Source organism: Caballeronia sp. SL2Y3, assembly GCF_022879575.1.
GTDB lineage: Bacteria > Pseudomonadota > Gammaproteobacteria > Burkholderiales > Burkholderiaceae > Caballeronia.
Map to the genome: position 1 here is coordinate 42,933 of NZ_CP084261.1, position 14,906 is coordinate 57,838.

Below are 14,906 nucleotides of genomic sequence, written 5' to 3' on the forward strand. Positions count from 1 at the left end.
GCAACGAATGGATCAGATCGGGAGACTTCGAGGCGCGCCGAGCGATCGAATCAGCACAAACACTTCACCTATCGGTGGACGGGTCGGACAGCCTGCGCAGGTTCCTGGGCAGGCATACGAGCGGCGGATACTTGTCCCAGACATCCATCCATCGGACGTCTTGCGTCGGCTGAAGGACAGGGTGGCAAGCGGCGACATTGTGGCCGTCTCGTCCCCACGGGAGTCGCGACAACCAGGCTCGGGCGGTCGCGTGGAGCCGCCACCGCGTCCCTTTTATGCGACGGTAACGCCGTCGCAGCTTTATGGCAAAGCTGCGCCAGAAAGACCAGGCAGCGCGCTCGGGCGTGTCGCCCGGTCATGGCAGAGGCTTCCAGCTGAAGACGGGCCTGCGCTATTCCGGTCGATGCCGGGTGACGTGCTGCCAGACGGGCGCATCGCTACGCCGCTGACAGAGGGCGGCTCGCAGTTCGCTGGAATCATGATGACGGTCGCGGAGGCGGCCACCGGCGATCTCGGGTCTGATGACGCCAGTTCGCAAGCGATGAGCTTCGGCGATGACAGCACACCGCTCAGTGACGCATCGCCATTCGAGTATTCTGAGGATACTTTGCTGGGCGATGTGCTTGACCTAGCAGCGAGAGGCGTGAGCGAGGCCGATGAGGCGGACTGCTTTGGCGAGTATGAGATGAATCTGACGATGTGCGAGGCTGCTCGCGCCACCTTCCAAGATCTGCGCACGCTTGCGCTCTGCAAAGAGCGTGCGTTCGAAAGACATCAAGCCTGTCGAGGATATTGATGACTAAACGTCTTTACGCAACGGTCGTGTTTTATGACGAAGACACCCAGCAACTTCGACTATGCGGCACATTCCGCGATCGCGTGCAGTCGGCCATCGATCGCGCCGGCTTTGTATTCAATATTCCCACTGACAGGCAAGATTTCAGCACGGAACCTGTGACGGATGAACACGCACGTCAGATCGGTTACATGGCCATTCTCAGTCAGGCACAGAACCATCCCGAACTGCGAGCGCGCCTGCGTCTCACTCTCAAGGAGCCGATGCATTGGGGTGCTGCGCCTGAAAAAGATCAAGACGGCGGAAACTGAGTACGGTTTGTCGCTTAAACAATTGGGCTTATAGGGACAGCCGCTGGCGATAAAAGCACTCGGCGTCGCATGGGCAACCTTCTGGCGTTAGGTCAGCCCGAACCGAAACAATACATAAGCGCCACGCAACGACGTTGAGACGACGAAGGACCATGATGTCCCAACTACCACGCGCTACGATTGTTTTCTATAACGTTAACCGCCATCAACTGCAGCTATGCACCGTGCCTCTGACTGAAGTGCAGAGCGTGATCGACCGACGATTCTCGCGTGGGCTGGCCATGAACCTGCCGCTCGGTGCAGATGACGACAACACATTGCCCATCACCGATGAAGTCTTGAGGCAGATCGCGGGAGTCGCGGCGCTGAGTCAAGGGATCGCACACCCCGAACTCCGGTCCCGGTTCCAGTTCGATACGCCAGGCACGATGGAATGGGGGGAAGTTGATGCAGGGCTGCCGAAATTGAAAGACGACTGTGGGTGCTAATTGACCGGGATCGAATATCTGCCGGATGCTCCGGCGCTCGCGGAGATCGCCCGTATGCATCGGAAGTCGCCCTACTGTTCCGTCAGTTGCGCTGCTCTACCTGTACCTTGGCCGGCGAGTAGTTTGACGAAAGCTAGTGCTTCACGGCTTACAGGACATGACCTTGACCGGTGCGCATTCGTCGGGGCGATGACTCAAGACAATCGTGCTTATACAGTCTGTAAAGGAAAAGCCTGTTCCGAATACCAAACATGTCCAGGTTTTTGATGACCAAACCCGCACGCGTAAGCATCGTATTTTTCAATGAGCAAACGCAGCAAGTCCAGGTTTGCATGGTGGATCAGGCAGAAGTGCAGCACTGCATCAGTCGAGAGGTTGCGCGCGGCTCCGCTCTGAACATTCCGCTACGCGGAGATGACAGCATTGCGCCGATAACGGACCAAGCATTGCACGAATTGGGTGGGCTAGTCATGCTCAACCTTGGTTCACGGTTTCCCGAACTTCGACCGCGTTTCCAATTCCGGACAGCGAACACGATGGATTGGGCCGAAATCGACAACAGAAGGAAATCAGATTGGTAAGCGGCCACGAGATTAACCCCGTAGAGGCAGTTGACGCCGAAATTGTCGCGCGCCAAAAGCGAGCCTTATGAAGTAAAACAGCCGTCAACTTTAGCTATGCCCAGTGCCACCTACTGAGAACCGAAGTGCGATTGACCAACATGTATCGCGTGGTTCCGCGATGAACCTGCCGCTTGCTTGCAATGACGAGAAACTATTCGTTATCCCCGATGAATTTTCGAAAAGGATCGGGCGGCGCGGCGCCGAGCCAAGGCGTCGCGCGCTCCGATAATCGAATTTGGCCTCGTCGACGTTTGAGATGTCGGCTGGCGTGTACGTGGCGCTGCAAATGAACAGAGGTCTGGGGGCGGATGTGGTCGATGCTCGCTGAGTGGCACGGCGCCGAGGAGGGGGCAACGTCGCGATGGTCTGGCGGAAGCTAAATGCGGGCGGGGAATGGGGATCGCGCAGTTGGGATCGTCGTCGAGGAAGCTCGTAGATGTGGACGCGGTTTATCTGGAGAGGCGAGAAGCGCGGTAGGCGAGCTGACATTTGTTCTTTGAAAATCTAGATTTCTTGGTGGATGGGGTTGGGCGTCTTGCCTTTTCGATCATCGAGTTATGAGGGAGAGGTTCCTCCGCGTACGCAGAGATAGGCCCCCGCAGAACCGCGCGGCGTGGGGTTCTAACGCGGTTCCTCCGCGTACGCGGAGATAGGCCCTCTCCAAACGACGACATCATCGCAAATCTGCGGGTTCCTCCGCGTACGCGGAGATAGGCCCGATTCCGGACGGTACACCGCCAGGGCGAGCCGGGTTCCTCCGCGTACGCGGAGATAGGCCCGGTCCCACAGGTTTAGTACCAGCTAAGTTAGCGGTTCCTCCGCGTACGCGGAGATTGGCCCTGCGAATTGCAGCCGGGCGTCTTCCGGCATTAGGTTCCTCCGCGTACGCGGAGATAGGCCTTGGTCGAGCGCGTCTGTGACCGGGCAGATCGAGGTTCCTCCGCGTACGCGGAGATAGGCCCGTCAGCGTGCTACAGGTGTGAGATGCAGGATTGGTTCCTCCGCGTACGCGGAGATAGGCCGCGCGCCGCGATCTCTTTTCGCCGCTCGAAGACGGTTCCTCCGCGTACGCGGAGATAGGCCCTGCAGATAGCCCAGGTTCAAGCTCACAATCCGGGTTCCTCCGCGTACGCGCAGATAGGCCCGAATTTCAAGCTGCGATCGCGAACATCGACGGGGTTCCTCCGCGTACGGGGAGATAGGCCCGTCTGCCCCACCGAGGTCCAGATATCGGCGAGGGTTCCTCCGCGTACGCGGAGATAGGCCGCGAAGCGCGTCAGGGCGAAGCCAAAGCTCGCGGGTTCCTCCGCTCACGCGGAGATACGCCCATCGAGCCGATCATGCCGCCGCCGCTGCTGCCGCTTCCTCCGCATACGCGGAGATAACCCCAATCCGGCCAACTGCGCGGCGGTGACAATTCAGGTCCTCCGCGTACACGCATCCCACCCCCCCATGACGCCCCCATTCCACCCCCATGACGCATTCCTTCTATGTCCCGGATTTATGTCGGCGTCTACTGAAGAAGCCAGCAACGAACCAAGCGGTCACTTACCGCATCGAGAGGAACCACCATGTCCACCGCCACACAGCCCCGCGCGAGCGCCGCGGCGCGGCTCGAACGCCTGCCGTTTTCGAGCTATCACCGCACCATCTTCATCATCATCGCGGTGGCCTTCTTCTTCGATTCCGTCGATCTCGGCACCATGACCTTCGTGCTCGGTTCGATCAAGACCGAGTTCGGCCTTTCGACGGCGACGGCGGGCCTCGTCGCGAGCGCGAGTTTCTTCGGCATGGTGCTGGGCGCGGCCGTCGCGGGCCTGCTTGCCGATCGCTTCGGCCGACGTCCCGTGTTCCAGTGGAGCATGGTGCTCTGGGGCGTCGCGTCGTATCTCTGTTCGACGGCGCATTCCGTCGAATCGCTCATCTTCTATCGCGTGCTGCTCGGCATCGGCATGGGAATGGAATTCCCGATCGCGCAGACGCTGTTGTCCGAGTTCGTGCCGACCGCATCGCGCGGCAGAGTGATTGCCCTGATGGATGGCTTCTGGCCGCTCGGGTTCATCGCATCCGGCGTGGTGTCGTACTTCGTGTTGCCGCACTTCGGCTGGCGTACCGAGTTCGCGTTGCTCGCCATTCCCGCTGTGTTCGTGCTGATCGTGCGGCGCGTGGTGCCCGAGTCGCCGCGTTGGCTCGAACATCGCGGACGCACGGCGGATGCGGACAGCGTGCTCGCGAACGTCGAAGCAAAGGTGATGAAGGCGACCGGCTTGCGCCAGCTGCCGGCGCCCTCGATGCTCGCCGAGCCGCCGGTGGAGAAAGGCGTCGGCGCATTCCGTGAAATCTGGAGCGCGGCGTACAGGCGTCGGACGATCATGGTGTGGATGCTGTGGTTCTTCGCGCTGCTCGGCTTCTATGGGCTGACCTCATGGCTCGGCGCGCTGATGCAGCAAGCGGGCTTCGCGGTGACGAAGTCCGTGCTCTATACGGTGCTGATCTCGCTCGGCGGCGTCCCCGGCTTCTTGTGCGCGGCGTGGCTTGTCGAGCGATGGGGACGCAAGCCGACGTGCATCGCATCGCTCGTCGGCAGCGGCGTGATGGCTTACCTCTACGGACAGACCGCGCTGCACGCAGAGACGCCGACCTTGCTGATCTGCGCCGGACTCGCCATGCAGTTCTTCCTCTTCGCGATGTGGGCCGCGCTCTACACCTACACGCCCGAGTTGTACGGAACCGGCGCGCGTGCCACCGGGTCGGGCTTCGCGTCGGCGATCGGGCGCGTGGGGTCGTTGATCGGGCCTTATGTCGTGGGCGTTGTGTTGCCGGTGTTCGGGCAGGGCGGCGTGTTCTCGCTCGGAGCGTTGTGCTTCGTGGTGGCGGCCTCGGCGGTCTGGGTGCTGGGCGTGGAGACGCGAGGCGTGGCGCTCGAGAAGCTCGTCTCGGAGGCCGAGCACGATGAAGGCGCGAAGGTCTGGGCTTCGGCCAAGAACTGAACCGCTGTCGCTCCCGACCAAACCCACGTCGCATTCGACGCAAGTGATTCTCGCGGCCGGGCGTACTCTTCCCGCACGGCCGCGAGCATCGCAAAGAACGAGCTCGCGCCGGCCGTCCACGAATCCAAGGAGACGAGTCACATGAGCACGAATCGCGGCGTCGTATATCTCGGTCAGGGCAAGGTCGAAGTGCAGTCCATCGACTATCCGAGAATGGTCGATCCGCGTGGCCGCGACATCGGCCACGGCGTCATTCTCAAAGTCGTCAGCACCAACATCTGCGGTTCGGACCAGCACATGGTTCGCGGCCGCACCACCGCGCCCATCGGACTCGTGCTCGGCCACGAGATCACAGGCGAAGTCATCGAGATCGGCCGCGACGTCGAAACGCTCGCCATCGGCGATCTCGTGTCCGTTCCCTTCAACGTCGCGTGCGGACGCTGTCCCACGTGCAAGGCGCAGCACACGGGCGTGTGCCTGAACGTGAACCCGTCGCGCGCGGGCGGGGCATACGGTTATGTCGACATGGGCGGCTGGATCGGCGGACAAGCCGAGTACGTGATGGTGCCGTACGCCGACTTCAACCTGCTCAAGTTCCCCGACAAGGCGCAGGCGATGTCGAAGATCCGCGACCTCACCTGTCTCTCCGACATTCTCCCGACCGGCTATCACGGCGCCGTCATGGCGGGCGTGAAGCCGGGCGCGACCGTCTATGTCGCGGGCGCGGGACCGGTCGGCATGGCGGCGGCGGCATCGGCGCGTCTCTTGGGCGCGGCCTGCACCATCGTCGGCGACATGAACGAAGAGCGCCTCGCGCACGCGCGCAAGATGGGCTTCGAGACGGTCGACCTATCGAAAGACGCGACGCTCGCGCAACAGATCGAACAGATTCTCGGCAAGCCGGAAGTGGATAGCGCCGTCGATTGCGTCGGCTTCGAAGCGCACGGTCATGGTAGCGAGCACAACGCGGAAGCGCCGGCAACGGTCCTCAATTCGCTGATGGAAATCACGAAGGCAGCGGGCGCGATCGGTATTCCGGGTCTCTACGTCACCGACGATCCCGGCGCCGCCGATGCCGCCGCGAAGCAGGGCAGTCTCAGCATCCGCTTCGGCCTCGGCTGGGCGAAGTCGCATTCGTTCCACACGGGCCAAACGCCGGTGATGAAGTACAACCGCAATCTCATGCAAGCGATTCTGTGGGATCGTCTGCCGATTGCGGATATCGTGAACGTGTCGGTGGTATCGCTCGATCAGGCGCCTGACGGTTATCGTCAATTCGATGGCGGCGCGCCGCGCAAGTTCGTGCTCGATCCGCACGGCATGCTCAAAGCGGCCTAAACAAAAACAATGCGCCCCTTGAAGAAGGGGCGCATTTCCGTATACCGCCGAACAAACTCAAGCCACCATCACAGGCACTGAACTCAAAGGCGGCACCTGCTTCCTTCTCTCGCGCGTGGGCGCTGTGCCGAATGCATCGCGATAGCTCTTCGAAAAGTGGCACGCGGACTGAAATCCGCACGCCATCGTGATGTGCATGATCGACATGTCCGTCTGCAACAGCAGCTCGCGCGCGCGTCGCAAACGCAGCGTCAGGTAGTAATGCGTCGGCGTCATGCCGAGATGCTCGCGAAAGAGCCGCTGCACTTGCCGTTGCGACATGCCGGCAAGCCGCGCGAGTTCTTCGCGGGACAACGGCTCTTCGATGTTGTTCTCCATCAGCGAGATCACTTCGAACAAGGACTTGTTCGCCGATCCCAGCCGCGCGACCAGGGGCATGCGCTGCTGCGCGCTCGTATCCCGCACGTGTTCGACGATGAACTGCTCGGCGATCTGCGTGACGCGCGATGTGCCGACGCGCGAGGCGATCAGATTCAGCATCATGTCGAGCGGCGCGACGCCGCCGGTACACGTCACGCGGTCTCGGTCGATCACGAAGAGTTCCTTCAGGAAGCGCGTGTCCGGAAACTCTTCTTTAAGCGCCGACATGTTCTCCCAGTGAATCGCGCAGGCATAGCCCGCCAACAAGCCGGCACGCGCAAGCGCATACGTGCCGGTGCAGAGGCTGCCGAGCACGCAGCCCGTGCGCGCGAAGCGGCGCAACGCAGAGAGATGCTCCAGCGCGGTCGAACGCTGCACGTCGATGCCGCCGACCACGAACACGATATCCGGCTGGCCCACGCATTCCACCGGTCCCGTATCGACGGACAGTCCATTGCTCGCCGTGACGGGCCCGCCCGTGGGGCTCACGATGGACCATCGATACAGCGGCTGCCCCGTCAGATAGTTCGCCATGCGCAGCACTTCGATTGCGTTGGTGAACGCCATCATCGTGAAGTTGGGAAGCGGCATGAAGGCGAAGTGAGCCAGCGACGCCGTGCGATCGGAAGACATGGGGGAGTTGATTCCTTGGAATCTGATGTTCGACGCCGTCAGTCGCGGCGCTTGGTCACAGTGTCATTGATTGACACTTCTGCATTTTGATTTCGAGTGCAACTACCATGCCATCAGGCTAAACCCTGAGCGCCTTTATGCATTCGCGAATCATGCGTCAAAGCACGCACTAACGCGGCGCGAACGCCCGTTCAAAAGCACTCTTACAGCGCACGACCGTTCCTCCGCAGTGCAGCGCGTGCGAGCAAAGCGCCCTACACCCAAAGCCTTTTCGCCACTTGTCGAAAAAGGACGCGCATGTCGGAAAAGGCCAAGAACACGTCTGAATTCATAAATTGACCAGCAGGGCGAGGGTCAAGAATAGACGCAACGATGAAGACACGAGCGGCCTTGCAACACGCGACGCGGGCTTCATCCAACGACCGTTCTTTCTGACCCGGACTCAAGCCCATGTCGAACCCGAATCCCTTCTTCCAAGCGCCGCTCGCGGCCCGCGATGCCTCGGTGCGCAGCGCGATACTGAAAGAGCTGGAGCGCCAGCAATCGCAGGTGGAATTGATCGCGTCGGAGAACATCGTGTCGCGCGCCGTGCTGGAAGCGCAAGGCTCCGTTCTGACGAATAAGTACGCAGAAGGCTATCCGGGCAAGCGCTATTACGGCGGCTGCGAATTCGTCGATGAAGTCGAGGCGCTCGCAATCGATCGCATCAAGCAACTCTTCGGCGCGAAGTTCGCGAACGTGCAGCCGCATTCGGGCGCACAGGCCAATGGCGCCGTGATGCTCGCGCTGGCGAAGCCGGGCGACACCGTGCTCGGCATGTCGCTCGATGCAGGCGGCCATCTCACGCATGGCGCGAAGCCGGCGCTCTCGGGCAAGTGGTTCAACGCGGTGCAGTACGGCGTGAGCCGCGACACCCTGCTCATCGACTATGAGCAGATCGAGGAACTGGCGCAGCAGCACAAGCCGTCGCTCATCATCGCGGGCTTCTCGGCTTATCCGCGCAAGCTGGACTTCAAGCGGCTGCGCGCGATCGCGGACAACGCGGGCGCGAAGCTGATGGTCGATATGGCGCACATCGCGGGCATCATCGCGGCGGGGCGTCATGAGAATCCGGTGGAGCACGCGCATGTCGTGACGTCCACCACGCACAAGACGCTGCGTGGTCCGCGCGGCGGCTTCGTGCTGACCAACGACGAAGACATCGCCAAGAAGATCAATTCCGCCGTGTTCCCGGGGCTGCAAGGCGGTCCGCTGATGCATGTGATCGCGGGCAAGGCCGTGGCCTTCGGCGAGGCGCTGCAGCCGGATTTCAAGAGCTATATCGACAACGTGCTCGCGAACGCGCAAGCACTCGGCGAAGTGCTCAAGGCGGGCGGCGTCGATCTCGTGACGGGCGGCACCGACAACCATCTGTTGCTCGTCGATCTGCGTCCGAAGAACCTGAAGGGCAATCAGGTCGAGCAGGCGCTGGAGCGCGCGGGCATCACCTGCAACAAGAACGGCATTCCGTTCGATACGGAAAAGCCCACGGTAACGTCAGGCGTTCGCCTCGGCACGCCGGCGGGCACCACGCGCGGCTTCGGCGTGAACGAGTTCCGCGACATCGGCCGCCTGATTCTCGAAGTCTTCGACTCGCTGCGCGCGCATCCCGATGGCGACCCGCAAACCGAACAACGCGTGCGCCGCGAAATCTTCGCGCTGTGCGAACGCTTCCCCATCTACTGAGCACACACGGAGCAACAAGCGATGAGCACTCTGCACGATAACAGCATCATCATCGACGGTCTCAACATCTCGAAGTTCGAGCGCTCCGTGTTCGAGGATATGCGCAAGGGCGGCGTCACGGCGGTGAACTGCACCGTGTCCGTGTGGGAAGACTTTCAGAAGACCGTGGACAACATCGCGGAGATGAAGCAGCAGATCCGCGATTACAGCGAGATTCTCACGCTCGTGCGCACGACCGACGACATCCTGCGCGCGAAGAAAGAGAACAAGACGGGCATCATCTTCGGCTTCCAGAATTCGTATGCGTTCGAGGACAACCTCGGCTATATCGAAGTGTTCAAGGAACTCGGCGTGAACGTGGTGCAGCTTTGCTACAACACGCAGAACCTCGTCGGCACCGGCTGCTATGAAGCGGATGGCGGTCTGTCCGGCTATGGCCGCGAAGTGATTCAGGAGATGAATCGCGTCGGCATCATGGTCGATCTCTCGCACGTGGGCGCGAAGACGTCATCGGATGCGATCGCCTGCTCGAAGAAGCCCGTCACGTATTCGCATTGCTGCCCGTCCGGACTCAAGGAGCATCCCCGCAACAAGACGGATGAGCAACTGAAGGAAATCGCGGACGCCAACGGCTTCGTCGGCGTGACGATGTTCGCGCCGTTTTTGAAGCGCGGCCCCGACGCGACCGTCGAGGACTATCTCGAGGCTATCGAATACGTGGTCGATCTCATCGGCGAAGACCGCGTGGGGATCGGCACCGACTTCACGCAAGGCTACAGCACTGAGTTCTTCGACTGGATCACGCACGACAAGGGCCGTTATCGCCAGCTCACGAACTTCGGCAAGGTCGTGAATCCCGAAGGAATCCGAACGATCGGCGAATTCCCGAATCTGACGGCCGCGATGGAGCGCGCGGGCTGGAGCGAATCGCGCATCAAGAAGGTGATGGGCGAGAACTGGCTGCGCGTATTCGGCGATGTCTGGAACGTGTGAACGCAACGACACAAGAACAGGAACCTGAGATGCAACCGCAACTGCCTATCGACGTCGACGCGCAAACGGGCGTCTGGACCACCGACGCGCTGCCGATGCTTTACGTGCCGCGTCACTTCTTCACGAACAATCATGTGGCCGTGGAAGAAGCACTGGGACGCGAGACGTACGCCGAGATTCTCTACAGGGCCGGCTACAAGTCCGCGTATCACTGGTGCGACAAGGAAGCCGCAAAGCACGGCATCGCCGGCATGGACGTGTTCGAGCATTACCTCAAGCGCCTGTCGCAGCGCGGCTGGGGTCTCTTCGATATCGTCGAATCGGACCCGCAAAGCGCGATGGCGCGCATCCACTTGCGGCACTCGTCGTTCGTGCTCGCGCAGCCCGGCAAGCAGGGCAAGCTCTGCTACATGTTCGCGGGCTGGTTCGCCGGCGCGATGGACTGGGTGAACGACACCGTATCAGACAGCGCGAAGAAGGGCCCGCGCTCGCGATCCATCGAAACGCAATGCGCGGCGGAAGGCCACGATCATTGCGTGTTCGAAGTGTCGCCGTTGCAACTCCACGCGTAGCTTCAATCCGAGGTCGTCCGCCATGCGTTACCCGAACCTTTTCAAGCCGCTCACGCTGAACAAGCTGACTCTGCGTAACCGCATCGTCAGCACGGCGCACGCGGAGGTTTATGCCGAACCGGGCGGCCTGCCCGGCGATCGCTATATCCGCTATTACGAGGAAAAAGCGAAGGGTGGCGTGGGACTCGCCGTGTGCGGCGGTTCGAGCCCGGTGTCGATCGACAGCCCGCAAGGCTGGTGGAAGTCGGTGAACCTGTCGACCGACAAGATCATCGATCCGCTCTCGCGTCTTGCCGAAGCCATGCACCGTCACGGCGCGAAGATCATGATCCAGGCCACGCACATGGGCCGCCGCTCCGCATGGCATGGCGAGAACTGGCCGCATCTGATGACGCCCTCGGGCGTGCGCGAGCCGGTGCATCGCGGCAACGCGAAGATCATCGAAGTGGAAGAGATTCGCCGCATCATCGAAGACTTCGCCGCCGCTGCGAAGCGCGTGAAAGATGCGGGCATGGACGGCATCGAAATCTCGGCGGCGCACCAGCATCTGATCGATCAGTTCTGGAGCCCGCGCACCAACTTTCGCACGGACGAGTGGGGCGGCTCGCTCGAAAACCGCCTGCGTTTCGGCGTGGAAGTGCTGAAGGCGGTGCGCGAAGCCGTGGGCGCCGACTTCTGCGTGGGCCTGCGCATGTGCGGCGACGAGTTCCACGAAGACGGCCTCTCGCACGAGAACCTCAAGGAGATCGCGCAGGCCATGTCCGAGACGGGCCTCATCGATTACATCGGTGTGATCGGCTCCGGCGCGGATACGCATAACACGCTCGCCAACTGCATGCCGCCGATGGCGCTCCCGCCCGAGCCGTTCGTGCATCTCGCAGCAGGCATCAAGTCGGTGGTGAAGCTGCCGATCATGCATGCGCAGAGCATTCGCGATGCAGGACAGGCCGAGCGTCTGCTCGCGAACGGCATGGTCGATCTGGTCGGCATGACGCGCGCGCAGATTGCGGACCCGCATATGGTCATCAAGATTCGCGATGGCCGCGAGGACGAGATCAAGCAATGTGTCGGCGCGAACTATTGCATCGACCGCCAGTACAACGGGCTCGACGTGCTGTGCGTGCAGAACGCGGCGACATCGCGTGAAGCGACCATGCCGCATGTCATCGAAAAGACGCGCGGACCGAAGCGCAAGGTCGTGGTCGTCGGCGCGGGGCCTGCGGGACTGGAGGCGGCGCGCGTGGCGAAATCGCGCGGGCATGACGTCGTGCTCTTCGAGAAGAACGATTACGTCGGCGGTCAGATCATGCTTGCCGCAAAGGCGCCGCAACGCGAGCAGATGGCCGGCATCGTCCGATGGTTCGACATGGAAACGAAGCGGCTCGGCGTGGACCGGCGTCTGGGCGTCGCGGCCGACGACAAGGCCATCATGGCGGAGAAGCCCGATATCGTCGTGCTGGCGACGGGCGGTTCGTCGTTCACGGATCAGGTGCCTGCATGGGGCGTCGAGCAAGGGCTCGCCGTAAGCGCGTGGGACGTTCTCTCGGGCAAGGTCGAGCCGGGCAAGAACGTGCTCGTCTACGACGGCGTGAGCACGCATGCCGGCGCGGGCGTGGCGGACTTCATCGCATCGCGCGGTGGAAACGTCGAGATCGTGACGCCCGATGTGAAAGTGGCCGACGACGTGGGCGGCACCACGTTCCCCATCTTCTATCGGCGTCTGTATGCGCAAGGCGTCATCCATACGCCGAACTACTGGCTCGACAAGGTGTACGAGGAAGACGGCAAGAAGATCGCCGTGCTGCGCAACGAGTACACGGAAGAGCAGGAAGAGCGCGCGGTCGATCAGGTGGTGATCGAGAACGGCAGCACGCCCAACGACGCGCTGTACTGGAAGCTCAAGCCCGAATCGCTCAATCGCGGCCAGGTGGACGTGCACACGCTCTTCGCGGCGCAAGCGCAACCGTGCTTGTCCGAAGAACTCGGCAACGGGCGCTTCCTGCTGTTCAGGGTGGGCGACTGCATCTCGATGCACAACATCCACGGCGCGATCTACGACGCCCTGCGGCTTTGCAAAGACTTTTGACGAGGGCATTGCACGATGAACCCCGTGTTTGTCATCACCGCCTTGCTGTGGCTCTCGGTGGCGGGTCTCGCCTTCGCCGTCATGAAGCGCGCGGCCTACTGGCGCGAAGGCCGCGCCACCGCGGCCGGCGCGTACGGATGGGCGAATCTGCTTAGTATCCCGAAGCGATATTTCGTCGACCTGCACCATGTCGTGGCGCGCGATCCGTACATCGCGAAGACGCACGTTGCGACAGCGGGCGGCGCGATTCTCGCGATGGCGCTCGTCTTCGTCAACTACGGTCTCGCGATCTATTCGCCGTGGATCGACAAGCTGATCTTCATCGCGGCGCTCGTCATGCTGGGCGGCACGTTCTTCGTGTGGAAGCGCAGGCACGGCGCGAAGCAAGTCCCCGCGCGTCTGTCGCGCGGACCGTGGGACGCGTTGCCGCTCTTGCTCGGCGCGTTCGCGTTCGGCCTCGCGTTGTTCACGCTGCTGCCCGCAACGTGGATGTCGGGTGCGCTTGCGATCATCGTCGCCTTGTCGATCGCGGCGGGCGCTTACACGATGACCTTCGGCGCGGCGCGCGGCGGCCCGATGAAGCACGCGATGGCGGGTCTTCTGCATCTCGCGTTTCATCCGCGTCAGGAGCGTTTCAAGGCGCAGCACGAAAACGACGTGGTGCCGCCCACGGCGCTGAAGAAGCCCGTGCTGGATGCCAAGGAATACGGCGTCGGCAAGCCGGTCGAGTTCCGCTGGAATCAGCTCTTGAGTTTCGATGCATGCGTGCAGTGCGGCAAGTGCGAAGCGGCGTGCCCCGCGTTCGCATCGGGCCAGCCGTTGAACCCGAAGAAGCTGATACAGGATCTCGTGACCGGCATGGTCGGCGGCACGGACGCGGCGTATGCGGGCAGCCCCACGCCGGGCATTCCCCTCGGCAAGCACGCGGGCGCGCCGGGCAAGCCGCTGATTTCGAGCATGGTCGAAGCAGACACCATCTGGTCCTGCACCACGTGCCGGGCATGCGTGCAGGAGTGCCCGATGCTGATCGAGCATGTCGATGCCATCGTCGATATGCGCCGCAATCAGACGCTCGTCGAAGGCGACGTGCCGGGCAAAGGCCCGATCACGCTCGCCAATCTGCGCGAGACCGGCAGCGCGAATGGCTACGACATCGGCGCGCGTTACGACTGGTCGGTGGATCTGCAAGTGCAGGTCGCGCAGCCGGGACGGCCGGTGGACGTGTTGCTGATAGCAGGCGAAGGCGCGTTCGACATGCGCTATCAACGCACGCTGCGCGCGTTCGTGAAGGTGCTGAACAAGGCGGGCGTCGATTACGCGGTGCTCGGCGGCGTGGAAACCGATACCGGCGATACCGCTCGCCGCCTGGGCGACGAAGCCACGTTCCAGCAATGCGCCTCGAAGCTGATGGAGACGTTGTCGCGCTATACGTTCCGGCGCATCGTCACGGCGGACCCGCATGTGCTGCATAGCCTGCGCAACGAGTATCGCGCGCTCGGCGGCTTCTACGAAGTGCAGCATCACACGGCGTTCATGGCCGAACTCATGGCCAGCGGCAAGCTCACACCGAAGGCGGCCGCGGTGCTCGCGGACAAGAAGATCACGTATCACGATCCCTGCTACCTCGGCCGCTACAACGGCGAGACCGAAGCGCCGCGCAAGCTGCTGAAGACCATCGGCATCAAGGTCGTCGAGATGGAACGTCACGGCATGCGCGCGCGCTGCTGTGGTGGCGGTGGCGGCGCGCCGCTCACCGATATCCCCGGCAAGCAGCGCATTCCCGACATTCGCATCGCGGACGCGAAAGCGGTGGGCGCCGATGTGGTCGCGGTGGGCTGCCCGCAATGCACCGCGATGCTCGAAGGCGTGGTCGGTGCTCGTCCAGAAGTGCTCGACGTGGCGGAGCTGGTCGCCGCAGCACTGGAGTAACG

The 14,906-nt window shown here is 62.3% G+C and carries 11 protein-coding genes and 1 CRISPR repeat array; of the genes, 10 read left to right on the forward strand and 1 reads right to left on the reverse strand.

What is annotated here, in order from left to right; genetic code table 11:
- Nucleotides 1–403 precede the first annotated feature (403 nt).
- The 5 genes from LDZ26_RS13655 (at nt 404) to fdhA (ending at nt 6,546) form a co-directional block, all read left to right on the forward strand.
- Nucleotides 404–796 (forward strand): hypothetical protein, encoded by a 393-nt coding sequence (locus tag LDZ26_RS13655; RefSeq protein WP_244849715.1) that lies wholly within the window; start codon nt 404–406, stop codon nt 794–796.
- The gene (locus LDZ26_RS13660; protein ID WP_244849716.1) at nt 796–1,107 is read left to right on the forward strand and encodes a hypothetical protein; all 312 of its coding nucleotides are present in this window, start codon (nt 796–798) and stop codon (nt 1,105–1,107) included. Before LDZ26_RS13655 ends, LDZ26_RS13660 begins: the two co-directional genes overlap by 1 nt.
- Nucleotides 1,108–1,259: 152 nt before the next feature.
- Complete coding sequence (locus tag LDZ26_RS13665) at nt 1,260–1,595, forward strand: hypothetical protein (protein ID WP_244849717.1); 336 nt, start codon at nt 1,260–1,262, stop codon at nt 1,593–1,595.
- 1,190 nt (nt 1,596–2,785) lie between these two features.
- A CRISPR array of direct repeats spans nt 2,786–3,607; the repeat unit is 28 nt; unit sequence GGTTCCTCCGCGTACGCGGAGATAGGCC.
- 182 nt (nt 3,608–3,789) lie between these two features.
- Complete coding sequence (locus tag LDZ26_RS13670; RefSeq protein WP_244849718.1) at nt 3,790–5,208, forward strand: MFS transporter; 1,419 nt, start codon at nt 3,790–3,792, stop codon at nt 5,206–5,208.
- Between the two features lie 141 nt (nt 5,209–5,349).
- Entirely contained in the window at nt 5,350–6,546 is a 1,197-nt protein-coding gene (gene fdhA / locus LDZ26_RS13675; protein WP_244849719.1) for a formaldehyde dehydrogenase, glutathione-independent, read from the forward strand.
- 57 nt (nt 6,547–6,603) lie between these two features.
- On the opposite strand, the gene LDZ26_RS13680 is transcribed toward fdhA, so the two are convergent.
- Complete coding sequence (locus tag LDZ26_RS13680; protein WP_244849720.1) at nt 6,604–7,599, reverse strand: GlxA family transcriptional regulator; 996 nt, start codon at nt 7,597–7,599, stop codon at nt 6,604–6,606.
- 450 nt (nt 7,600–8,049) lie between these two features.
- Here LDZ26_RS13680 and LDZ26_RS13685 point away from each other — a divergent pair, with 450 nt between their 5' ends.
- The 5 genes from LDZ26_RS13685 to LDZ26_RS13705 are packed head-to-tail and all read left to right on the forward strand — an operon-like array spanning nt 8,050 to nt 14,904.
- On the forward strand, nt 8,050–9,324 hold the full coding sequence (locus LDZ26_RS13685) for a serine hydroxymethyltransferase (protein ID WP_244849721.1): 1,275 nt from the start codon (nt 8,050–8,052) through the stop codon (nt 9,322–9,324).
- Nucleotides 9,325–9,345: 21 nt separating this feature from the next.
- Nucleotides 9,346–10,317: a dipeptidase gene (locus LDZ26_RS13690; protein WP_244849722.1), complete on the forward strand. Its 972-nt coding sequence runs from the start codon at nt 9,346–9,348 to the stop codon at nt 10,315–10,317.
- 29 nt (nt 10,318–10,346) lie between these two features.
- A complete protein-coding gene (locus LDZ26_RS13695) occupies nt 10,347–10,889 on the forward strand; it encodes a DUF5943 domain-containing protein (RefSeq protein ID WP_244849723.1) in 543 nt (180 codons plus the stop codon).
- A 22-nt stretch (nt 10,890–10,911) separates the two neighbouring features.
- Nucleotides 10,912–12,975 carry an NADH:flavin oxidoreductase gene (locus tag LDZ26_RS13700; RefSeq protein ID WP_244849724.1) on the forward strand — a complete coding sequence of 688 codons (2,064 nt, stop codon included), beginning with the start codon at nt 10,912–10,914 and terminating at the stop codon, nt 12,973–12,975.
- A gap of 15 nt (nt 12,976–12,990) precedes the next feature.
- The gene (locus LDZ26_RS13705) at nt 12,991–14,904 is read left to right on the forward strand and encodes a (Fe-S)-binding protein (RefSeq protein ID WP_244849725.1); all 1,914 of its coding nucleotides are present in this window, start codon (nt 12,991–12,993) and stop codon (nt 14,902–14,904) included.
- The last annotated feature ends 2 nt before the right edge of the window (nt 14,905–14,906 follow it).